Source organism: Sorangiineae bacterium MSr11367 (assembly GCA_037157805.1).
GTDB lineage: Bacteria > Myxococcota_A > Polyangia > Polyangiales > Polyangiaceae > Pendulispora > Pendulispora rubella.
This window is the reverse complement of the sequence record CP089983.1, coordinates 11,797,058-11,818,556: the sequence shown is the minus strand read 5'-3', so window position 1 is coordinate 11,818,556 and position 21,499 is coordinate 11,797,058. Positions and strand designations below refer to the sequence as shown.

General features: G+C 66.1%; 18 protein-coding genes. 11 read left to right on the top strand and 7 right to left on the bottom strand.

The features are described from left to right. Window positions 1-93 precede the first annotated feature (93 nt). The 3 genes from LVJ94_46020 (at window position 94) to LVJ94_46010 (ending at window position 2,550) form a co-directional block, all read left to right on the top strand. Window positions 94-819, top strand: coding sequence for a Crp/Fnr family transcriptional regulator (locus LVJ94_46020; GenBank protein WXB04249.1), 726 nt, complete (start codon window positions 94-96; stop codon window positions 817-819). A gap of 2 nt (window positions 820-821) precedes the next feature. Then, entirely contained in the window at window positions 822-1,436 is a 615-nt protein-coding gene (locus tag LVJ94_46015) for a hypothetical protein (protein ID WXB04248.1), read from the top strand. Between the two features lie 70 nt (window positions 1,437-1,506). Continuing rightward, window positions 1,507-2,550, top strand: coding sequence for a M50 family metallopeptidase (locus LVJ94_46010; GenBank protein ID WXB04247.1), 1,044 nt, complete (start codon window positions 1,507-1,509; stop codon window positions 2,548-2,550). 95 nt (window positions 2,551-2,645) lie between these two features. Here the strand turns inward: LVJ94_46010 and LVJ94_46005 are convergent, their stop codons facing one another. The 3 genes from LVJ94_46005 to LVJ94_45995 form a co-directional block, all read right to left on the bottom strand. Next, window positions 2,646-3,305: a hypothetical protein gene (locus LVJ94_46005; protein ID WXB04246.1), complete on the bottom strand. Its 660-nt coding sequence runs from the start codon at window positions 3,303-3,305 to the stop codon at window positions 2,646-2,648. A 200-nt stretch (window positions 3,306-3,505) separates the two neighbouring features. After that, the gene (locus LVJ94_46000) at window positions 3,506-5,260 is read right to left on the bottom strand and encodes a hypothetical protein (GenBank protein WXB04245.1); all 1,755 of its coding nucleotides are present in this window, start codon (window positions 5,258-5,260) and stop codon (window positions 3,506-3,508) included. A gap of 7 nt (window positions 5,261-5,267) precedes the next feature. After that, entirely contained in the window at window positions 5,268-7,082 is a 1,815-nt protein-coding gene (locus LVJ94_45995) for a hypothetical protein (GenBank protein ID WXB04244.1), read from the bottom strand. A 165-nt stretch (window positions 7,083-7,247) separates the two neighbouring features. Between LVJ94_45995 and LVJ94_45990 the strand changes: the two genes are divergently transcribed. Next, a complete protein-coding gene (locus tag LVJ94_45990; protein ID WXB04243.1) occupies window positions 7,248-8,162 on the top strand; it encodes a hypothetical protein in 915 nt (304 codons plus the stop codon). 260 nt (window positions 8,163-8,422) lie between these two features. Here LVJ94_45990 and LVJ94_45985 read toward each other — a convergent pair whose 3' ends face one another. The 3 genes from LVJ94_45985 to LVJ94_45975 are packed head-to-tail and all read right to left on the bottom strand — an operon-like array spanning window position 8,423 to window position 12,386. Then, on the bottom strand, window positions 8,423-10,402 hold the full coding sequence (locus LVJ94_45985) for a hypothetical protein (protein ID WXB04242.1): 1,980 nt from the start codon (window positions 10,400-10,402) through the stop codon (window positions 8,423-8,425). A gap of 30 nt (window positions 10,403-10,432) precedes the next feature. Further along, window positions 10,433-11,272, bottom strand: coding sequence for a pyrroline-5-carboxylate reductase (gene proC / locus LVJ94_45980; GenBank protein ID WXB04241.1), 840 nt, complete (start codon window positions 11,270-11,272; stop codon window positions 10,433-10,435). A 19-nt stretch (window positions 11,273-11,291) separates the two neighbouring features. After that, the gene (locus tag LVJ94_45975) at window positions 11,292-12,386 is read right to left on the bottom strand and encodes a TerB family tellurite resistance protein (protein ID WXB04240.1); all 1,095 of its coding nucleotides are present in this window, start codon (window positions 12,384-12,386) and stop codon (window positions 11,292-11,294) included. Window positions 12,387-12,455: 69 nt separating this feature from the next. Between LVJ94_45975 and LVJ94_45970 the strand changes: the two genes are divergently transcribed. Then, entirely contained in the window at window positions 12,456-13,478 is a 1,023-nt protein-coding gene (locus tag LVJ94_45970; GenBank protein WXB04239.1) for an ADP-ribosylglycohydrolase family protein, read from the top strand. Window positions 13,479-13,602: 124 nt separating this feature from the next. Here the strand turns inward: LVJ94_45970 and LVJ94_45965 are convergent, their stop codons facing one another. Further along, complete coding sequence (locus tag LVJ94_45965; GenBank protein ID WXB04238.1) at window positions 13,603-14,448, bottom strand: kinase/pyrophosphorylase; 846 nt, start codon at window positions 14,446-14,448, stop codon at window positions 13,603-13,605. A 486-nt stretch (window positions 14,449-14,934) separates the two neighbouring features. Here LVJ94_45965 and LVJ94_45960 point away from each other — a divergent pair, with 486 nt between their 5' ends. The 6 genes from LVJ94_45960 to argF all read left to right on the top strand — a co-directional run bounded on the left by LVJ94_45960 (window position 14,935) and on the right by argF (window position 21,497). Continuing rightward, a complete protein-coding gene (locus tag LVJ94_45960) occupies window positions 14,935-15,408 on the top strand; it encodes a hypothetical protein (GenBank protein ID WXB04237.1) in 474 nt (157 codons plus the stop codon). Between the two features lie 76 nt (window positions 15,409-15,484). After that, the gene (gene argC, locus LVJ94_45955) at window positions 15,485-16,552 is read left to right on the top strand and encodes an N-acetyl-gamma-glutamyl-phosphate reductase (GenBank protein ID WXB04236.1); all 1,068 of its coding nucleotides are present in this window, start codon (window positions 15,485-15,487) and stop codon (window positions 16,550-16,552) included. Further along, a complete protein-coding gene (gene argJ / locus LVJ94_45950) occupies window positions 16,549-18,681 on the top strand; it encodes a bifunctional glutamate N-acetyltransferase/amino-acid acetyltransferase ArgJ (protein ID WXB04235.1) in 2,133 nt (710 codons plus the stop codon). The genes argC and argJ overlap by 4 nt, the downstream gene beginning before the upstream one ends. After that, window positions 18,659-19,141 carry an arginine repressor gene (locus LVJ94_45945; protein ID WXB04234.1) on the top strand — a complete coding sequence of 161 codons (483 nt, stop codon included), beginning with the start codon at window positions 18,659-18,661 and terminating at the stop codon, window positions 19,139-19,141. The genes argJ and LVJ94_45945 overlap by 23 nt, the downstream gene beginning before the upstream one ends. 2 nt (window positions 19,142-19,143) lie before the next feature. After that, entirely contained in the window at window positions 19,144-20,586 is a 1,443-nt protein-coding gene (argH, locus tag LVJ94_45940) for an argininosuccinate lyase (protein ID WXB04233.1), read from the top strand. Then, a complete protein-coding gene (argF, locus tag LVJ94_45935; protein ID WXB04232.1) occupies window positions 20,583-21,497 on the top strand; it encodes an ornithine carbamoyltransferase in 915 nt (304 codons plus the stop codon). Before argH ends, argF begins: the two co-directional genes overlap by 4 nt. Window positions 21,498-21,499: the final 2 nt, after the last annotated feature.

Genomic DNA, 21,499 nt, shown 5'->3' with positions numbered 1-21,499 from the left:
GGAATTTTTCTTCCGGCGAGGCGAAAACGGGTCGACCATGCTCCGGCTTGCTGTGGCCCGGCCGCAGAGCATATTTCTTGAAAAGCTTATCTCATGGCGAAGGCCCCCTTCGACGTCGCTGCAGAGCTGCGGCTCGTTCCCGGTCTGGCGGAAGTTGGCGCCGATACCCTCGAGGAGCTGGCTGCGAACGCGAGCCATCGCGTGGCGCACGCCAACGTGACCCTGCTCGCGCAAGGTGCACCGTCGCCCCACGTGATCTTTCTGCTACGGGGCGCCGTGAAAATGGTGCGTCAGCCCGATCGCGACGAGGCCGACCCCATCGTGCTCAGTGTCCTTCGGGCACCCTGCCGCATTCCCGATTCCTCGCCGGTGGGGGAGGAGCCCGCCGTGGCCAGCGTGGTCACCCTGCGCTCGTCGCAGTTCGTGACCATTGGCAATGCGGCATTGCTCGAAACCCTGGGGCGCTCGCCGGCCCTCGTGCGCTATTGGCTGGCCCGCGCCGCCGACGATGCGCGTACGTACGTACAGCGCATTGACGAATTGGTGTCGGGGACGGCTGACGAGCGCATCATTCGCGTGCTCGACGGCCTGGCCCGCACACACGGTACGCCTCTTGGGCAAGGGCGCTTTATCGCCATTCCCCTGCGCCGACGTGATATCGCACACATGGTCAACGCAACGACGGAGACGGTCAGCCGCCTGCTTGCGCGGCTCGAACGTGATGGCCGAGCACGTAGCACCCGTGACGGTATTTGGTGGCTTCCTGTTCCGCGTGCGTCGATCGGAACCCCCCCTGACGATCTGAAAGGGAGTCAATGAGGATGCCCAAGCTCCGCACCATCGGAAGTGTGTCAGCAGCTGCCCTACTCGCCGTCTTCGGCGCCGGTGAGTCCTCCGCCATGGCGGACGACACCATCAAGCATCCGGGCGATCACCCGGACTACAAAGTCGAGATCGAGCCCCACGGCACGCTTGCCTTCGCGAGTCTTTACGGCAACGGCTACGACGGCGGCAGCACCGGTTTCGGCGCCGGCGGGCGCTTTACGATCCCCATCGTGCAGAACGGCTTCATCCCGAACATCAACAACAACGTCGGCATCACGTTCGGCCTCGACTTCGTGCACTACAGTTGCGACTACCGCATCGCGGGGTTCAAGTACGACTGCAGTGCGAACTTCCTGTTCCTCCCCGTCGCCATGCAGTGGAACTTTTTCGTCGCCGAGCGCTGGAGTGTTGCGGCCGAGCCCGGATTGTTCATTTACCACGGCTTCTACGACGACTACTGCAATGGCATTGCCGGGTGCGACGGGCCCACGAAAACCAGCGTTCAACCGGCGTTTTATGCGGTGGGCCGATACCACTTCAACGAGAAGACGTCGCTGACGATGCGCATTGGCTACCCGACGTTTTCGGTCGGCGTGTCGTTTTTCCTGTAGTTGTTAATAAGGGCGGAGCTGCCAACGGCTCGGATGGCGTGAACGACCGGCACGTTTTAGACTGACGGCCATGCCTGTTGCCTTCTACGTCATTGCTGCGCTTGGCCTTGCCGTCCTCATGGTGGTTCACGAGGGCGGTCACTACCTGGCCGCGCGGCGATACGGGATGCGCGTCATCCGATTCTCCATCGGCTTCGGGCCGACGATTTGGAAGCACCGCCCCAAGGGAAGTCCCACCGTCTTTCAGATCGCGATCATTCCGTTCCTCGCGTACGTGCAAATCGCGGGGATGAACCCGTACGAGGACAACGATCCGAAGGATCCGGGTAGTTACGCCAATGCGTCGCTCTGGGGGCGCATCGTGACCATCGCCGGCGGGCCGCTCGCGAACTACCTGTTTGCTTCGGTGCTCATGTTCATGGGCTTCCTCATCGGCGGCCGCACGGACATCGACGAAGTGAGCATGAAGGTGACGGTGATGCCGGAGAGCCCCGCCGCCGTCTCGGGCATGCACGATGGCGACAAGGTGCTCGCCGTGAACGGCGAAGCCATCCACAACTGGGACGAGCTGCGCGTGGCCGTGGGCAAGCACGCGGGTGAGGCCATCGACGTGCTCATCGAGCGCGACGGGCAGCAGGAAACCAAGCGCCCCGTGGTCACGCCCAAAGGGGAGAAGCTCGAGGGCAAGATCCAGATCGGCACGCCGCTGCGCACGACGAAGCTCACCGTCGCCCAAGCCGCCGTGCTCAGCGTGACGGAGCCGCCCAAGGTCGTTTACGACTTGGTGAAAGGCCTGGCGCTCTGGATCAGCGGCAAGATCAAGCCCGAGCTGAGCGGACCCGTGGGCATCGTGAAGCAGGTCAGTGGCGCCGCGAAGAACGGCGCGGGCGACTATTTCAAATTGCTGGGCGCGTTGAGCGCATACCTGGGCGGTTTCAACCTACTGCCCATCCCCGCGCTCGACGGCGGGAGGCTGCTCTTTTTGCTCTTCGAAGCCGCCTCCCGCCGCAAGCCGGACGCCAAGGTGGAAGCGCGCATTCACGCCGTGGGATTGCTCATGATGCTCACCTTGATCGCGGTGGTGACCTACACCGAGATCATGCCGAAGCACTGAGAGAGAGGGTTTAGGGTTTAGGGTTTAGGGTTTAGGGGGAGAGAGAAGCGGTTCTCGCTCCCGCTCCCCTCAGATTTTCCTCTCTTCCCCAACCCCTAAGACTCGCGCTTGCGCAGATCGACGGCGATGTACACGGATTGCTCCGGTGCAATGAACCGCCGGAAGACGCCGCGCGTGCCGTCGTCGCTGACCTCGACGAGCTCACCCGGCTCGGGATCGACGTAAACGAGTTTCGGCTTGTCGCGGCCGGAGAGCGATTGCGCGAAGACCTTGGTCGAGGCTTCGCCCTGCGTGCGTGCGGAGTAAATCGCCAGATCCGGTTGCTTGCGCGGCAAGATCGGCACGTCGCGATCGAGTGTCTCGTCGGGGGTCAACTCGACGCGCTGGTGCGTGCCGACGTCGTAGCGGTAGAGGGAATAGTTGCCCTCGCGTGGTGTGCGCGTCGCATCCGAGACGAAGAGAACGTGCTTGCCGTCGGCGGTCACCGTGAAGCCGGTGATGTGTTCGTTCGGCTCCGAGATGGGCTGCGGCGTGCAGGTGGCGCAGCTCACATCGTGAAGGTGGAGTCGTGTGGTGTTCTCCCCGGGAAGCATCTCGATGCGCGCCACGGGCGAGAGTTGCGCAGCGGGTCGTGCGTCTTCGACGTTCCGCATCTGCGCCTCGTTCTTGTCCTTGCGAAGGAACGCACCGAGGCCAGCCAAAGCGACCATGGGCAGTACAACGGTGGGGAGCAAGCGCTGCATGGTGAGGCTCATCTGACAAATCCTTTCGATGCCGGGACCGAAGCGCCAAAACGGCCGCGCTCCATCCGGCGTGCTTTCACTGCGTTCGCGCGAGCCTTCGGATTAATTTCGCGCGCGTTCTCATTCACGCTGCAGCGCAGGAACGCTGCGCCGCCAATATCGAGTCCCCATGTCGGCGACGCGCAACGTTATTGTGTCAATTGCGAGCAACTTTATGCGGGATACGGCAGCCGTTGATGTCGCTTCCGGCGCGCATCCCAAACGAAGTACGCCACCACGGCGGCGGTTCCAAATGTCGAAAGGAGCAATCCCGCGGTCAAACCGATGGGCCAATAGCGAAGGTGCACGTGATGGCGACCTTCGGGAAGCTCCAGCACGAGTTGCCTGTTCACCTCGACGAGCGTACCCACGTCGGTGCGCCAGGCGCGATCGTACGAAGAGTTGACCAGCACACGACCGGGGCGTGTCAGCACCGCATCGATGCTGAACGTGTTTTGCGTGCGGTTGCCCACCTCGACGACGACGTCCTTGGTGGCCCCCCGCGCCTGCGGGACATCGCCTTCCCAAAGCGGGGCACCAGAATAAAACGAACCCCACTCACCCCAGCAATCGAGCCGCCCGCGATTTTGCTGCGGCTGATCGATGAACGGCGCGAGGCCTGGTCCGCCGTAGTAGAGCCTCGTCGACGGCATCGGGTGGGACTCGGGCGCTTGCGGCCAACGGGTCTCGATCCAAATGAGGCTCGTGCTCAGCAGGTCGCCGACACCCACGAATCCCAGCGCGACGATGAAGGCGCCGATGGTCGTTGCGTGGGACGGCACTTTTCTCTGCGCGAGCTGGCGGAGTCGATCGATGGCGATGCCGCAGAAGGCCGCGAGGAAGAGGCTGACCTCGCAGCGGAATCGCGCGGGTACCCGCATCTCTTTGAAAGGGAAGATATGCCCCTTCAAGATGGACCAGGGCGCCCAAGGGGCAAAGTGGCCGCACATCAGCACGAAGGCGAGAACGAGCAGTGCGACGAGCCACGCGTATTCGATGCCCGCGAGTGCGATTCCGACCAACCCGAGGACAACGACGATCGGGCCCAAATACGCCCAATACTCGGGCCAGACGTACGTCTGTCCGGCGGCGCCCCAGCCATGCTGGCGCACGAGGAACATGTCGCGCAACGTTTGCCACGTGAGGTGATCCGTCTCCGGTTCGAGCGCGCGCGTGTGCGCGCCGAGCTGCGCGACCAGTGGGAACAACCGCGCAGCGCCCACGATGACGGTGACCGCGACGACCACGGCGGCGGCCCGGCCAATGGGGACGAAGCGCTTGGCCGGCCATGCGCGGGTCAGCGTTTCGGCGGCGAGAAAGAGCGCGAGGTGCGGGACCGAATACGTGCCCGCCTCGTAGAGCATCCACGCGACGAGTGCGCCCAGCCCGGCGGCGGCGCGGAGATCCGTTTCGGCGCGGCGCCACAAGAGGATCGCCAGGGGGAAGTATTCGAACGAGGCGAACGAAAGATGGCCCGTGGAGGCATGCTGCTGATGAAAGCCGCAGAAGGCCCAAATCGATGCCGCGAGGAAGGTGGCCACCCGCGTGAGTCGAAGCTCGTGCCGGCCGAAGAGCCACATGGCCAGAAAGCCGAGCGCGCCGTGGATGATGCACCAAAAATAGACTTCGACCGTGGTCCCCAGGAAGAGCACGGGCCAGAGAAGCGGCGCCGCGGCCATCTGCTCGGGGTTGTCCCACAGCGGATTGCCACCGCACTCGTAGGGGTTCCAAAGCGGCAATTCGTGGTAGCGAACCACGCTCACCCGCGCGGCCTCGATGCCCTTGTGAAACATCTGGCCATCGCCGAACTGGGTGCGCGGGTAGTTGCCCAGCATCGTGTACCAGGCGAAGACGCCCATCCCGACGGACAGCAGGCCGAGAAGCAGGATGCGCCAACGAAGCGATGGGATGGGCGGTTCCGGATCCATGAGGCGTCTATCGGCAGTTGGAGCGCGGTTCGGTGGCGCGTTTCTCATCGTGGGCCGCCTCGCGGTCCCAGCGCACGATCCGTTCGAGATCGGCCAACTGGTACCACAGACAGGGGCCGCGAGGCCCGACGCGGTCGGCCTCCTCCCTTGCCTGGGCGATGCGGTCGTTTCCCTTCGGCTCCCAAGCTTGCGACATGTTGCGCGTGTCGTGGGCGCCGTCGCCACCCTCGTCCGAGGACGGTGCGCTCAAGGCACCCTGGATCCCGATGAGGGTGACCGCCACCGTGACGCCCATTCGCACGACGTACGCCCGGAGGGTGTCGCTCGCCTTCCAGAGCAGGATCACGAGCAATGGGCCGGCGAACCCCATGCCGAGCACCACGAAGAACACGTTCGGCCCTTCGACGCCCAGGAGGTGGCCCACGTGGTACGGGACGAAGCCTGCGCGCAGGAACGGGAGGGCAATCTGCACGAGGGGCCGCGTGACCGACTCGGGCAGCGTGTTGTAGACCAGCGCCACCAGGCCAATGGTGATGGCACTCGCGAGGGCAAGGCCAACGGCCACGCCGCGGGCCACGGTGCGCCGCCATCCGTGCGGCGCGATGGCCTCGAGTGCCGTGACCGCCCCGTACGCGAAGAACGCGGGCGCCGCACCGAGAAGCCGCGGGCCAATCGTCCAACCCCCGCGCCACACGGCCGCGGCGCTCGCCGTCAGAAAGAAGACGAGCATGGTGAACGTCCACACCAACGTCGATAGCCGGCGCTGCCGCCGGAAATGCTTCGTCCCGCGGACGATGAACAACCCGAAAGGGATCGCGAGCAGGCCAAGCCACATGAACGGGCTGGTGCCAAAGAAGCCGAACGCGTGGCTCAGGGAAAGGTCGTGAAAGGCATCCCAATCGGGTGCGGCGATGCCGTACAAACCGTGATGGTGCTTCTGGGCGAGGCTCGGATCGTCCACCATGCGGTGGCCCGGGGTGAAGGGGCTGCCGAACGCGCGCCATTGGAAAAACATCAAGAGCGCGACATCGATGGAGCCACCCCCGATCAGGGCCAAGAGTCGCTTGGGTCGCCAGAAGGCGCTCAGCGCGTACAGGCCGAGGAGGCACGAAACGGGGAACGCGTGGTACTCGAACAGGGTCGTGAGCCCTGCGAAATATCCCGCCAAGAAGGCCCGGGACGTACGCCGCTCGCGGGAGTCGGACGTCCGCGCCCGCTCCATCTCCGTGATGGCAAACGAGGTGAACGCGGCGGCGCCGCAGAGCGCGTGGCTCACGTACATCAACGAGTACGCGAGGTAGTTGCTCCCGAGGCCCACCGCGGCGACGGCTGCGAGGCGATAGATGGGATCTTGCGTAATGTTCCGCAGGTACCGTTCGAAGAAGACGAGAAAGAGGAACGCGGGAATCTGAACGACGAAAAGCCGCAAGGCGAAGGTGGACGCTCGCAGCCAAAACGCGCGCTCCTCGGCGGGCGAGGCCAGCGTCGGCACCGGATGCCCGAAGAGTGGCGCGATCTTGGTGAACGCCCAATAGACGGGAATGCCCGCGTAGCTGATGGCCGGCGCCTTCACCGAATAGTGGTGGGCAGGCTCCCTGGGCACCCGCGAAGGGACCGTCGCCATGTCGTTCGTCCACCCCTGGCGCTCGACGATTCGGTCGGCCTGGAAGGTGTGATCCTCGACGAGCGCCATGGTCATGTACGTGCGGGCGTTCTCGTTGGGGTTGTTCACCCACGCCATGTACGGGAAAACGCACGTGTAAACGACGGCCAGAAGCACGAAGAACAAGCGGGTGGCTCGTTTCGTACGCGGGCTCGGCATGGGGCTACTTTCTAGCGGCGATCCGGCCCTCGGCGCGAGCCCCATGTGAAACAAGGTGGGATCTTCGCTGCTCTTGCTTCGCCTTCGGCCTTGGCGTACGTCAGCGGCACCTCGATGAAGCTTGGATATGGTCGTCGGTTCGTGGCTCTCGGTGCGGTGATGTCGATGGCAGCGGTCGGTATCGACCTGGGGTGTTCGGACGACGACCCTGCCGCGGTGCACGACGCAGGTCTGACGGATAGGATCTTGCAGCCTCCGCCGGAAGTCGATGCGGGCGATGCGGCGGTCGTATCCGAGCTCCCATGCGATCCGAGCAAGCCGTTCGGGGAGCTTCAATACGTCTACGGGCGGCCCGGATCCGATGTCTTCGGCGGGCGACTCACGGCCGACGAGAAGACCGTTTACGTGGCGACGTCGCCCGTGGCGACTCCGTACGATCTGGCTTATGTGACGCGCGCCGACCGGAACGTACCGTTTTCCGGAGAACCTACGTACCTCACCGAGCTCAATACGGTTTACAACGAGCAGTGGCCGTGGGTGAACGCCAAGGGGACGACCCTTTATTACACGGCCAATCGAGATGGTGGGCCCCTCGACAACTGGGGATTGTTTCGCGCGCATCGCATCGATGGTGGGGCATTCGGCGATCTCGAGAGGATGAGTGACGCGTTCAAGATCCCGGGCAATTGCGGCGGTCCCTTCATCTTGGGAGGCTCCGAGTTGTGGTTCCCTGTCGACGGAGAGATCTACCGAAATCTCCTCGAAGACGGATACGTTGCGGCGAAGGTGAAGGGCATCAACGATCCCACGTCGGTCGACGACGACCCCCTTCCGAGCGCGGACGGGAAACTCGTATTCTTTGCCTCCAATCGCCCGACGAACGGCGCACGTGGGGAGGTCGATGTTTGGGTCGCAAGGCGGAATGCCGAGGGCGATGGCGTCGAGACGCCGACGAACGTTCGTGAGCTCAATAGTGAGCACAGCGACTGGCCGACATGGCTCTCGGAGGACGGCTGCCGCATCTACGTGACGTCTGACCGAACCGGAGAGCGCGTACTCTACATGGCCGCGCGACCCTAACGCAAAAGTCGATTGATGGTGGCGGACTCGCGAGTCGTTTGCAGGCGAGCAGCGGCAGCGGGACAATCCCGGCGAGGCCGGCGCCTTAGCCCGTCCCCAACGGCAGGGTCGCCAGAGATATGGCGATCCTCACGTTCTGGACCACACATCGCTCCGGTCCCGCCGGTTTCGTCCCGCTGCCGCGGTTCCCGCACCAGGCCATTCAAAACCTGACACGTTCCAATTGACCGTTGCCTTAGTAGGCGCGCCCAAATCGGCTCTTACCAGCGGGTGCGGCGGAAGAAAGCGCCCCAGTGTTCGACGTTGGTCGCGCCGACCTCGGTCCAACCCGAGTCTTTCGCGTGAAGGGTCGGGTAGATCGAATCCGCATAGGCGCAGAACAGCCAGGTGGCGCCGGTGGCTTCGACGCGGGCGAGGAAGTCCGGCCCGCTGGGAACGTAGACGACCTTGTTGGAGTAATCATTGTTCCAAAAGAGGCCGACGATGGCGCCATCGTTGTCGCCCGTGGCAAGCACCGCACCCGGGCCGAGTCGTTCGCGGGCGAGGCCCGTCTCCAGGGGGATCCCCGAGCCCGACGTGAGATGCAACCTCGATGAAATCGCCGCGGCCGGGGTGAATTCGCGTGCGGGGTACGGAGTGCGGGCGAGCGTGAGAAGCTCGGACGGCCCGTACCACCACCGCGGCGTCGTCCAGAAGAAGGCGATGATCATCCCCACGGTGACCGTGGCGACGATGCCCTCGTGCAGTCGCTCGAAGCCGCGCCGCCCGCAGGCCCATCCCACCAGCGCGGTCGCCATGGCCGTGTGCGCGGTGTAGTAGCGCGCGCTCCAGAACGGTGCCGGGTCGATGTAGAGGCTCCCGAGGAGCACGATCGCCACGTAGACGACGGCCACGGTGTTCGTGCTCATGCGCCAGCGCCGAACGCCCCAGATGCGCCCGAGGGGCGCACGAACGACGAGGAAGACGAGGGGCACGAGGCAGGCGGCGGCGAGCGGGAAGAAGAACCAACCCGACATGAAGCCGTACTCGTTGAGCTGTGTGGCGTGCCCGAGAGGGTGCGAGTAGGGGATATTCGTGAGGTTCTCGAGCAACGTCCCCACAGGCTGCCCATCTTCGACGCCGTCCGCGTGCCCCGTCCAATGGATGCCGAAACGGGGATTGTCGTAAACGAGGTCCGGCCAAAACGGGTTGTGGAAGTTCCTCCAATTGCGAAGGTACGTCCACGCGGTGGGGATGGCCATCATGACCATGCCCGCCAGCAGGGTCCCCAACGTTTGCCGCGGGCGGCTTCGTAGGTGATTCCAGAACATGCGGGCGAGCACGATGAGGCTGATGACGCCCACCGGCGCGAGGGCGAGGACCTTGGCGCCGATGGCCATGGCGAGGCACATCGCGGTGAGCAGCACGTCGCGCAGCCGCAGGGGCATGCGCGTGCCGAAATACACGGCGCCCAACACGAGGAGAGCCGTGTGGATGTCCACGTAGACGCTGGCCAGGAGGATCGAGGTCCCCGGCATGATCAGCATGGCCGCCGCCCAGCCCGTGGCGGCCACGCGGTCGCTCCCGTGCCGCTTGGCCAACAGGTACACCAGGAGCATGAACAGCGGTGCGAGGACGCTGTTCGCCATTTCGATGAGGCGTCGATCGGTGAAGATGACGAACCACAGTTGCGTCATCTCGCATAGGGCCGGATAGCCGTTCACCTTTTGCACGCCCGACGCCGGGGGCAGCGAGATTCCATCGAAGAGGAACCCGTGATTCTGCAGGGTGAAGCCGATGAGGGGCTCGTGGTACCAGAGCGCATCCCACTGTCGCCACGACGGCGCGTAGTACGCGGTGATAGCCGTCCACCCGATCAGCCCCACGCTGAAGAGCAGCCCGACAAGCACCAAGCTTCGGGCGCGCCACGCCTCGCGCAGCGCCACGACGACCATGAGCGCTTCCTGGCCGATCTCGCGAAAGACGTGCCGGGCGAAGGGCCCGAGCGGGCGCCCATACGCCGCGGCCGCGAAGACGGCCACCGAAAAGACGCCCGACGTGATGGTCAGCGCGCGCGCGGTGAGGAGTCGCGTGCACGCGAGTGCGTAAATGGGAAAGACGATGATCGCGTTGCAGAGCAGCCCCGTGGCGGCCGCTCGCTCGGAGTGCCGATCGTAGCGCATGCGCGAGCCCACCGCGGCTGCGGCAACCAATGCGAGAAGGCTCAGGAAAACGAGAAGGGTGATCCGCAGGCCGAACATGGACGACGCGCGGTCAATACCAGCCGTGCGTCATTTCCGCATCTTCTCCGTCATCTGCTGCCCGAGTTCGGCCGCGCGCCGGCTCGCGCTCTCCACCGCGTCGATCAGCGTCTTGCGCAGAGCGCCCGATTCCAAGGTGTGCAGGCCCGCGATGGCGGTGCCACCCGGGCTGGTGACCATGTCCTTCAAGCGGCCCGGGTGCTCGCCCGTATCGAGAAGAAGCTTCGCCGAGCCGTACACCGTCTGCGCCGCCAAGAGCAGTGAGGTGTCGCGATGCAGCCCCATTTTGACGCCGCCGTCGGCGAGGGCTTCGATGATGAGCATGATGTACGCGGGCCCGCTGCCCGAGAGGCCCGTGACGGCGTCGAGGAGCGGCTCGTCCAAGGTTACGACGCGGCCGACGGCTTCGAAGAGGGAGCGCGCGATCTCCAGATCGGCCTCGGTGGCATGCGAGCCCGCGGAGATGGCCGTCGCACCCGCCAGCGAGGTGGCCGGTGTGTTCGGCATGGAGCGGACGACGCGCGCGTTCGCCGGCAGCCGGCCCTCGAGGGCCTCGAGCGGCACGCCGGCGGCGACGGAAATGACCAAGGTGTCGCGCCGGAGATCGCCCGCGATGGCGTCGAGGACGCGGTCGAGCACCTGCGGCTTCACCGCGAGGACGAGCACGTCGACGGTGCGGGCGAGCTCGTGGTTGTCGCTCGTGACGCGGATGCCGTGCGTGGTCTGAATGTGCTTCAGGCGATCGGCCTTGGCATCGCTCGCGTAGATCTCGGACGGCAGAAACACGCCGGCGTGGAGCAGACCTTTGATGAGCGCCGCGGCCATGTTGCCGGCGCCGAGAAATCCTACCGTTCTTCGCTCTTTGGACATGATCGTTCCGCTCTTTCCACTACCGCATGGCACTGGCCAAGGTTGCCAGCGCTTCGTCGATGGGCCCTTCCACCGAGGCTCGGATGCGCCCGCCCTCGTCGCCTAGCTCCGCGGCGATGCGATCGAACCGCGCACGCAGCGCCGAGCGGCGCGAAAGGGCAGGGTCCTCGTGCAACGCCGCACCCCACGCCGCCGCGAGCACCGCGCCTCGATCGGCCGCGTTCAAGCCGGCGTAGCGCTTCTTGATCTCGCCTTGCCCCGGTTGGTGCGCGAGCACTTCCTCGTGGTAGCGCGGCGGCGCAGCCAGCCTTCCGAGGGGGGCGACCAGGTCGGTGCCCGAACCCGCCGCGCGATCGGCCAGCAAGGTGCGCAGCACCTCCACGAGGGCGAGCCCGACCAGCCGCCCCGTTTCCGCGCGCGTGTTGGCCGCGCTTCGTGCGTCTTCCACTTCTTCCGGTGTGCGGTGAAGCTTCACCGCGAGGGCGCGGATCACCTGCTCCTCGCGCGGGTCGAGGCCGTCGGCCGCGGCGGCGTACCAGGCGCCGCTCAGGACGGCGCGCGCGACGTCGACCTCGAGATCGCCGTAAATGTCGAGGCGTTCCACGCTGATCGGATCTTCGTCCAGAAGCGACTGCGCGTCGTCCTCCGGCAGACCGAGCGCGCCGATGATCGCGGCGATGTTGCGCCGCTCCACCTTGTCGAACAGCCCATCGGCCGAGAGCACCGCACGCAGCGACCGCACCGCGAGTGCGCCGAGGCGCTTTACGCGCTGCACTTCCTTGTCGCTCGGCTTCGACGAGAAGAACGAGCGCAGGCCGCGCGCACCGACCTCCAGGGTCACCTTTTGCTTGAGCACGTCGGCCATGGGCAACCACACCGGCGGCGCGAGGGGCGCGATGGCCCGGGTGAGCGTGACAACCCATGCATCTTCCGACTCGAGCATGCGCGGCGACGTCGTGCCTTGCGCGAGTGCCACGTGCGCCTCGTGGCGACGCTTGAGGATGCCTTCCACGGCATCGCGTGTCATTCCCGGCGCGGAGATGGCGGCGAACATCGCCTCCTCGGCCAGCACGGGAACCAGTTGCGTGAGGGCGAATGTCGCCGGATCGGTCATGGGAGCCGTACGGTACACCCCGGGCCGCGTGGAATACAGAGGGCCTCTCGAACGTCGGAATCCACGCACATGGATCTCTTTCGACAAGACCGGCTTGCTGGCACCTTGCTCGGTGTGGCGGCCAACGACGCCCTCGATGGAAACGGTGTTGCCACGGTCCAATCGGGCATCGCCGCCGCAGCCCTGGCGACCGCCTCTGCCTCCCCGGAGCAGACGGCCACGGCCTTCCGCGGTGCCCTGGTCGGCTGGTCATTGCGGCATCCTTGGACCGCCGACGCCGACACGCTTCACGCGGCCGGCTGCATTGCCCTGGGCCTTCGCCGCTCGGGCACGCTGTCACCCACCAGCGGTGCCGCGGCCCGTGCGGCCATCGTCGGCGCATCCATGCCGTACGACGTCGACGAACGCCTCGCCGTCGGACGCGCCCTCGCGGAGGTCACCCACGCGGATCCGCGCTCCGTCGATGCCGCTTTGTTCGTGGCCGAGGTAGCCGCCGCCTGCGTGGTCGCGCCGGCCAATGGCGACCGTTCCAGCTTCGTCGAACGCGCCCGCTGGGTCGTGCGATCCCCCGAGCTGGTGGTGGCCCTGCACTTCGCGCTCGAGCTGGTCGAGAAAAAGGTCACCATGGACCTCGCCGTGCGCGAGCTCGGCATCGGCAACGACGCCACCGAAGCCGTGCCGCTCGCCGCCTTCGCCTTCATGCGCTTCGGCGATTCGCTCGACGTCGCCATGGAGCAGTTCGCACCCGCGGCTGGTTCGCAAGGCCGAGCGGCCCGGGCCCTCCTCGGCGCATGGATCGGCACCCTGTCCGGCGCCGCATGCCTCCCGTGGGGTCGCGTGGGGCGCCTGCGCGAAGGCCCCTTTGGACCCACGCGCCTTCGCGAACTCGCCGCAATGCTCGCCACACGCGCCGACGATCCGGAGCCCGCGCACGAGCCACGTGCCGCCGGACCGTCCATCTGCAGCGTCCTCCCGATGGAACCTAGAGGTAGCCGTCGATTTGGCGTATCAGGCTTGGTTTATCCTGCTGCTGGAACCGCGGCAGCGAGAACGAGCCGGCGGGACCGGGGCGATGTTCGCTACAGAAAGTGAGGATCGCCATAGCCTATGGCGATCCTGGTGGTCGAGACGGACCTAGGCGCCGGCCTCGCCGGGGTTGTCTCGCTGCCGCCGTTCGGCCACACCGGACTTGCGAGCCTGCCGCGCTCCGTTTCTCTTACACAATGGCTGCGCGCGCGTTCTTCGTCTGCTCGTCGCGTTCTTTGAGCGACTCCAGAATGATGACCGCCGTCTCCTCGATGGCGCGTCCCGTCACGTCGATCACCGGCCAGCCAGGGTGGGCGCGGAAGATCTTCGCGGCGTATTCGAGCTCCTCTTTCACCTGCTCGCGCAGGCCGTAGCTCGCGTCGACGGGCATGCCCAGCTGCTTCAAGCGCGCCTTGCGGATTTCCACCAGCTGATCGAGCCCGATGGTGAGGCCGACCACGCGATCTTGCGGGGCCTCTTCCAGCTCCGGCGGCACCTCGAAGTTGAGCACGATGGGCAGGTTGGCCACCCGAAGGCCGCGCTGCGCGAGCAAGGTCGACAGCGGCGTCTTCGACGTGCGGCTCACGCCCACGAGCACGATGTCCGCCTTCTTGAAGTTGCGCGGCTCCTTGCCGTCGTCGCTCTTCACGGTGAACTCGACCGCCTCGATGCGCCGGAAGTACTCGTCCGAGAGCGGCAGCATCGCGCTGGGCGTGTTGATGGGCTGTCGATCCAAATAGGTGCCCAGCTTGCCGATGAGCGAGCCAATGAGATCGAGCGCCTCCACCCGCAGCTCGTAGCTCGACGCGTGGATGTACTCGCGAAGCTCCGGGCTGACGACCGTGAAGACGACGAGGGCCCCCTCCTGGGCCGCGCGCTCGAGCACGGGACGAGCCGATTCCCTCGTTCGCACGCGCGTATGCAGGCGGATCTGGACACCCGAATGGGGGAACTGCAAAAGCGCGGCGCGCACGACTTTTTCGGCCGTTTCGCCGGTGGAATCACTGAGTACGTCGATGGTGCGAATGTCGCTCAACCGAGCCTCCGATTGCGTTGCAGGGGCAGTACGGCAAGTACGTTTATCAACCTCCGTGGCGTTCCGCTAACGCCAATCGCGGGGCCGCGGCACTTGTTTCGCCCAGCGCAGCGAGGTCAAGCCTGGCTCCGCCGCTGGGTCCATCAGACCCCACCCGCTTCGAATTTTGTCCTGGGTGGACGGTTCGGGCGGGGTGAAACGTCCGATGTTCATTTGCCAACGAATTCGCACCTTTTCGAGCGAAAACGTAGCGAGCTGGACATGTATCCTACATGGGTATACTTCATGCTGGGCCGCGGTGTGAAGACGGAGGCGTCACCGCAGCTCATGAATCCCTTCGACCCCCGCGAATCCCGTGAAAGGAAGACCGATCCTTCCATCCACCGCACACAGCTTCCCTCGGTGCGCCGCACGCAGCGAAGCGAGCTCGCCATGGCGGTTGCCCGGGATCGGCACCAGCCTGTATCGTCGGCGAGGAGTGGTGGCATGTCGGAATCGCGTGAGTATGCCCAACGCACGCACGAGAAGAGCGAGTCGCTGAACGGAGCGCGCGTTCGCTTTCTTCTGCTGGGCCTCATCATTGGCGCTTCTGCCATCGTGGCGTTCACCAACGACGACCCATCGTTCGGTACAGCCCACGTGGTTCAGCAAGCGATGCCGTCGGCATCGACCCTCCCGGGCGCCATCGCCTCCGCCATTCTTCCGCGTCTGCCCGAGTCGGCGCGCATCCCCGAAGTCGACGTGAACACGCTGCCCAAGGCGGCGCCCGAACCCTCGGCGGCCGCAGGAAAGCGTGCCGCGGGTGCGAAGGGGAAAAAGAAGGGCGAGGCCGAGGACGGGAAAAAGGCTGCGACCGCTCCGACCGCGGGTGGCGAAGGCGACATGGCCCTGCCCCCCGGCTTCCAGCAGGTGCTCGAGGGTATGCAGGGCTTCGGCGGCGCGTTCAAGAGCGAAGACTGAGAGAAGTCTTCGTCTTTTTGTTACGCGTTGGTTGCTTGACAGGTGTGCATAACGGACGCATAAACATGCGCCTCCTATGCATACTGCGCCCATTGCCGTTCTCGGAGGCTCCGGCTACGCCGGCATCGAGCTGACCTATTTGCTCGCGCACCACCCGCGCGCTCGCCTGGAGGTCGTGTCGAGCGATCGCTGGGTGGGCGACTCCGTGGCCCAGCACCTCGCCATCTCGGGAAGGGCGGGCGAGCGCGTCTACGCGTCCTTCGACGAAGCCTCGGAGCGCGCGAAGGAATGCGCCGTCGTCCTACTCGCCACGCCCGCCGAAGTATCGGCCAAGGTCGCCCCCGGGCTGCTCGCGGCGGGGTGCAAAGTCATCGATCTCTCGGGTGCCTTTCGCCTCACCGACGCTGGCGTCGCGCGCGCCCATTACGGCAAGGACGTGGAGAGCTCCAAGGTCGACGTGGCCGTGGGCGCCTACGGTCTGCCCGAGTTTTTCCGGGACGAAGTGGTGGACGCGAAGCTCGTCGCCAACCCCGGTTGCTACGCCACGTGCGCCGCATTGGCCTTGGCGCCGCTGCTCGAGCAAGGACTCATCGCACGCACCGATCTGGTGGTGAGCGCCGTTTCGGGCGTCACCGGCGCGGGGCGTAAGAGCACCGAAGAATACGGCTTCGTGGCCATCGACCAAGACGTGCGCGCCTACCGCGTGCTGGCGCATCAGCACACGCCGGAGATGGCGCAGACGCTGCAGCGGCGGGTGGATGCCGCGGGCGGGCCCATCGATCTGACGTTCACGCCGCACCTCGTACCGCTTTCGCGCGGCATCTTGAGCACGGCGTATGCGCGTCTGGCGGTGCAGGCCTCGTCGGCCGATTTGACCGCGGCGCTGAGCAAGGCGTACGCGAACGAACCTTTCGTCACGGTGGTGCGCTCGCCGAACGACGTGTCGCTGAAGCAAGTCGTGGGAACGAACCGATGCGTCATCGGCGTCGCGTGCGAAGCGAAGACGCTGGGCCGCGTGGTCGTCGTTTCCGCGATCGACAACCTGCTGAAGGGGGCGGCCGGGCAAGCCGTCCAGAATCTCAACCTCGTACTGGGTTGCGATGAGGACGCCGGCCTCACGCAGCTCCGGAGATTTCACACGTGAAAAGCCCCATCGGGTTCAAGTTCTCGGGCCTCGGCTCGGGCATCAAGCCGAAGAAGAAGGACCTCGCGCTGGTGTTCAGCACGGTGCCGGCGCAAGCCGCGGCGGTCTTCACGCAAAACGCCGCCAAGGCGGCCCCGGTGGTGGATGCCGAAGCGCGCCTGCCCGCGTCCGCGGTGCAGGCCGTGGTGATCAACAGCGGCAATGCCAACGCGCTCACCGGCCCGGCCGGTCTCGAAGCCGTGCAAAAGGTGAACGAGACCATCGGCGCGGCGTTGGGCATTCCCGCATCGGCGGTGCTCTCGGCGTCGACGGGCGTCATCGGCGTGCGCCTTCCGGTGGACAAGATCGTGGCCGCCGCGCCGCGCTTGGTCGAGACCCTGGGTGACGAGCCCGAGGCCGCCGCCGAGGCGATCCTCACCACCGACACGCGCATGAAGATGGCCAGCCGCACCTTGGACTTCGATGGCACCGAGGTCACCATCTCGGCCATCTGCAAGGGCTCGGGGATGATCGCCCCCGCGCTGGCGACCATGATCGGGGTCATCGTCACCGACTGCGCCATCCAGGCGAAGCTCCTGCAGATGGCGTTGCGCCGCGCGTCGGTCACCTCGTTCAACCAGCTCACCGTCGACTGCGACATGAGCACCAACGACGTCGTGTTTTTCCTCGCCAACGGTGCTGCGAAAAACCGCCCCATCGAGGAGCCCGGAGCCGACTACGAGCGCTTCGCCGTCGCGGTGGAGAGCATCTGCCAAGAGCTCGCGCGCGAGATCGCCGCCGACGGCGAGGGGGCGACGAAGCGCATCGAGGTGCGCATCCACGAGTCACCCACCGTGGAGCTGGCGCGCGACATCGCCAAGAAGATCGCGGGCTCGCCGCTGGTGAAGTCGGCCATCTTCGGCGCCGATCCCAACTGGGGCCGCGTGCTCGCCACCGTCGGAGCCCACACCGGCACGCTCGGCATCACCGACGTGCGGCCGGATCTCGCGACGGTGCGCATCCAGGGCGTGACCGTGTACCGCGCGGGCGACGTCTTCGAGCACCGTGAGCTGCTCAAGGCGAAGATGCGCGAGCCCGAGGTGCTCATCGAGGTCGACCTCGCGGCGGGCAAGGAAAGCGGCGTCGCCTGGGGCTGCGATCTCTCGTACGACTACGTGAAGATCAACGCGGACTACACCTCGCTCATCATCGAGACGCCCTCGGGCGGGGTGGCCAAGGACGATCGCTTCTCGAACTACAGCCCGGCCTTCAAGGTCTCGCTGTTGGTCGAGGCGCTCGGCTACATCGAGCGCTTCAAAGGCCAGCGCTGCGTCGTGAAATACGGCGGCGCCGCGATGACCAAGGAGTCGCTGAAGCACTCGTTCTGCCAGGACATTCTGCTCCTGCGCGCCGTCGGCCTGCGCCCCATCGTGGTGCATGGCGGCGGGCCGGACATCACGCGCGCCCTCGAGCGCCACGGGTCGGGCACGCCCGAGTTCATCGATGGGATGCGCGTCACCTCGGCGGCGGATCTGAAGGTCGTCGAGATGGTCCTCACCGGATCCATCAACACCGAGCTCGTGACCTTGCTCAATCGCACCGGCGGGAGCGCGGTCGGCTTGTCGGGCAAGGACGGCGCGCTGCTCAAGGCGAAGAAGCTCGTCAAACCGAACGGGCCCGATCTGGGCCACGTGGGCGAGCTCGTGGAGGTCAACGCCAGCCTGCTCAATTTGATGCTCGATCAGGGCTACATCCCGGTCATCTCGCCGGTGGGCCTGGGGCAGGATGGCCACAGCTACAACCTGAACGCCGACATCGTGGCGGCAGGTGTGGCGGTCGCCGTCAAAGCCGAGAAGCTCATTTACCTGTCCGACGTGGCAGGCATCCTCGAGAACGGCGAGCTGCTGAGCGAACTGTCCGCGTCCGAGCTTCGGGCCAAGATGAAGAGCGGCACGGTCAAGGGCGGCATGGCCGTCAAATCCGAGTCGATTTTGCAGGTGCTCCAATCGGGGGCCACCAAGAACGTGCACGTGATCGACGGGCGCACCCCGCACTCGATCATCGCGGAGCTCTTCACCGAGAAGGGCGTCGGAACCATTTTGCACGTGGACGAAGTGGGAGAGAGCCATGGGGCCAGTGCGTCCAAATGAATCGCTCTCCCGGCGCGAAGCGATCCGGCATTTGATCCGGACGGAGCAAATCGGCACGCAAGAAGAGCTTCGCGAGCGGGTCGCGAAGCTCGGGTTCGACGTCACGCAGGCGACCCTCTCGCGCGATCTCGCGCGGCTGCGGGCCCGCCGCGTGACCTTGGCCGAAGGCGGCATGGTGTACGAGATCGAGGGGTTTCCCATGGCCGCCCCGCGCGGCGGAGACCTCGAGCGGGTGCGCGACATGGTCACCCACATCGCCGCGGGTGATGGGCTCGTGGTGGTGCACACGCTCCCCGGCGCCGCCTCCGCGGTGGCGCGCGCGCTGGACGCCGCCAAGCTGAGCGAGCTGCTCGGCACCATCGCCGGGGATGACACGATATTTCTCGCGCCCGCACGGGGCGTGGCCCCGGCCAAGTTGGTCAAGGGGTTGATTTCGGTCTGGAAGAAAGGAATGCAGTAGCGATGATTGCCAAAACGGCTGCCGCCGGCGGGCCCACGCTCTTGCCGGAAGTCCTCGCGTTCACGAGTTCACTCTCGCTCGATCGCGCCTTGATCCGGGAAGATCTCCTGGGAAGCCTCGCGCACCTCACCATGCTCTCGCGCCGTGGCATCGTGCCGCAGGATCAGGCGCGGGCCATCCGCGAGGGGCTCGTGAGTATCTGGGACGCCGTGCAGGCGGGCACCTTGCAGCTTCCCGACGAGGAAGACGTGCACATGGCCGTCGAGTCGCTGCTCACCAGCAAGCTCGGTCCCACCGCCGGTGCACTGCACGCGGCGCGCTCGCGCAACGACCAGGTCGCGCTGGATCTGCACCTCTACGTGCGCGAGCAGTGCGCGGAGATCTTCACGTCGCTCACCAAGCTTTTGAGCGCCATCTTGGAGCGCGCCGAGGTCGAGTCGTCCACGATTCTACCGTCGTACACGCACCGGCAGCGCGCGATGCCCATCACGCTGTCGTATTTGTTCGCGGCCTACGGCGCCATGCTGGCCCGCGACATCGACGCCTTCTCCTTCGTGCTGCAGCAGACCGACGCCTCGCCGCTGGGCGTGGGCGCCATCGCGGGCACGTCGCTTCCCATCGACCGGGTGCTGGTGCGGGATCTGCTCGCGTTCGAGCGCATCACCACGAACGGGCTCGACACCGTCGGCGACCGCGATTTCGCGCTCGACTATGCCTACGCCGCCTCGCGCCTGCTCGTGCACACGAGCCGCATCGCCACCGACTTCGTCGACTTCGCCTCGCCCGAATTCGGCTTCGTTCGCCTCGATGGCGCCATCGCCTGCGGGTCGAGCATGATGCCGCAAAAGCGCAACCCGGATCTGTTCGAACTGGTGCGCGCCAAGAGCGGTGCCGGCATCGGCAACCTGGTCACCTTGCTCGTCGACATGAAGGGGCTGCCCAGCGGCTACAACCGCGACCTGCAAGAGGACCGCGGGCCGATCCTCGCCACCGGGCCGCTCGTTCGCAGCGTGCTGGACATCCTCGAGCTCGGCCTCTCGCGCGTCACCTTCGACAAGATGCGATGCCTGCAGGCCGTGGAGCAAGACGCCACCCAGGCGACCGACATCGCCGAAGCGCTCGTGCAGAAGGGCCTTCCGTTCCGCACCGCCTACCAGCTCGCCGGCACCTTGGTGCGGGCGTGCCAGGATGCGCGCGTGCCGCTCGCCCACGTCACCACCGAGATGGCCCAGGCCATCGACGCGCGTCTCGATGATGAGGTGCTCTTGGCCGCGCGCATCCGCGGCGCCGTCGCGCGCAAGACGAGCCCCGGCGGAACGGGGCCCGATTCGGTGCGCGAGCAGCTCGAGTCTTTGCGTGCGGTCGTCACGCGAACGAAAGCACGCGTGGAGGCGATCCCGCGTGTTGCGACCCTATTTGCCCAATTGCGAGAGGCTCCCCTATGACGACGAAGCGTGATTTCCTCCAGCTTGGCGATCTGACCCGCCAGGAGCTCGATCAGCTCTTCGCGCGCGCCGCGGTGCTCAAGGCCGATCGACGTGCGCGCAAGACGCACCAGACCTTGGCCGGGCGGACCTTGGCCGTTCTGCTCGAGAAGAACTCCACGCGCACGCGCCTCTCGTTCGAGGCCGCGATCCACCAGCTCGGCGGGCACGCGATCACCTTGACGCCGGGCGAGAGCCAAATCGTCCGCGGCGAGCCGATCGACGATACGTCGCGCGTCATTGCGCGCTACGCCGACGCCATCGTGTTCCGCACCTCCGGCGACGACCGCCTTCGCACCTTGGCGCGCGCCTCGAGCGTGCCGGTGATCAATGGCCTCTCCGAGGGCGGCCACCCCGTGCAGCTTCTGGCCGACCTGTTCACGGTGATCGAGCGCCATGGCTCGCTCGAAGGCCGCAAGGTGGCGTGGGTCGGCGACGGCGCGTCGAACATGGCGCTCTCGTGGATCGAGGCTGCGCGCATTTTCGGCTTCGAGCTGCGCATCGGTGCACCCAAGGAGTACGCCCCGCCGGCGTCGTTCCTCACGACGGTGGGCGCGGGCGCACGCGTTCACGTGCTGACCGATCCGCGCGAAGCGGCGCAGGGCGCCGACGTGGTGTCGACCGACGTGTGGACGAGCATGGGCCAAGAGGCGGAGAGCGCGATTCGGCTTCGTGTGCTCGGCAGCTACCAATTGGACTCGGCGCTGCTCGGCAAAGCGGCTCCGTCCGCCATCGTGCTCCATTGTTTGCCCGCACACCGCGGCGAGGAGATCACGGGCGAGGTCATCGAGAGCCCGCAGTCGGCCATCTTCGACGAGGCGGAGAATCGCCTGCACACGTCGAAGGCGCTGCTCGAGCTTCTGCTCGCTTGAAA

Excerpts from the sequence above, each read along its gene's own strand:
- LVJ94_46020 (WXB04249.1), top strand. The coding sequence starts at position 94 with ATGGCGAAGGCCCCCTTCGACGTCGCTGCAGAGCTGCGGCTCGTTCCC.
- LVJ94_46015 (WXB04248.1), top strand. The coding sequence starts at position 822 with ATGCCCAAGCTCCGCACCATCGGAAGTGTGTCAGCAGCTGCCCTACTC.
- LVJ94_46010 (WXB04247.1), top strand. The coding sequence starts at position 1,507 with ATGCCTGTTGCCTTCTACGTCATTGCTGCGCTTGGCCTTGCCGTCCTC.
- LVJ94_46005 (WXB04246.1), bottom strand. The coding sequence starts at position 3,305 with ATGAGCCTCACCATGCAGCGCTTGCTCCCCACCGTTGTACTGCCCATG.
- LVJ94_46000 (WXB04245.1), bottom strand. The coding sequence starts at position 5,260 with ATGGATCCGGAACCGCCCATCCCATCGCTTCGTTGGCGCATCCTGCTT.
- LVJ94_45995 (WXB04244.1), bottom strand. The coding sequence starts at position 7,082 with ATGCCGAGCCCGCGTACGAAACGAGCCACCCGCTTGTTCTTCGTGCTT.
- LVJ94_45990 (WXB04243.1), top strand. The coding sequence starts at position 7,248 with ATGGCAGCGGTCGGTATCGACCTGGGGTGTTCGGACGACGACCCTGCC.
- LVJ94_45985 (WXB04242.1), bottom strand. The coding sequence starts at position 10,402 with ATGTTCGGCCTGCGGATCACCCTTCTCGTTTTCCTGAGCCTTCTCGCA.
- proC (WXB04241.1), bottom strand. The coding sequence starts at position 11,272 with ATGTCCAAAGAGCGAAGAACGGTAGGATTTCTCGGCGCCGGCAACATG.
- LVJ94_45975 (WXB04240.1), bottom strand. The coding sequence starts at position 12,386 with ATGACCGATCCGGCGACATTCGCCCTCACGCAACTGGTTCCCGTGCTG.
- LVJ94_45970 (WXB04239.1), top strand. The coding sequence starts at position 12,456 with ATGGATCTCTTTCGACAAGACCGGCTTGCTGGCACCTTGCTCGGTGTG.
- LVJ94_45960 (WXB04237.1), top strand. The coding sequence starts at position 14,935 with ATGTCGGAATCGCGTGAGTATGCCCAACGCACGCACGAGAAGAGCGAG.
- argC (WXB04236.1), top strand. The coding sequence starts at position 15,485 with ATGCATACTGCGCCCATTGCCGTTCTCGGAGGCTCCGGCTACGCCGGC.
- LVJ94_45945 (WXB04234.1), top strand. The coding sequence starts at position 18,659 with ATGGGGCCAGTGCGTCCAAATGAATCGCTCTCCCGGCGCGAAGCGATC.
- argH (WXB04233.1), top strand. The coding sequence starts at position 19,144 with ATGATTGCCAAAACGGCTGCCGCCGGCGGGCCCACGCTCTTGCCGGAA.
- argF (WXB04232.1), top strand. The coding sequence starts at position 20,583 with ATGACGACGAAGCGTGATTTCCTCCAGCTTGGCGATCTGACCCGCCAG.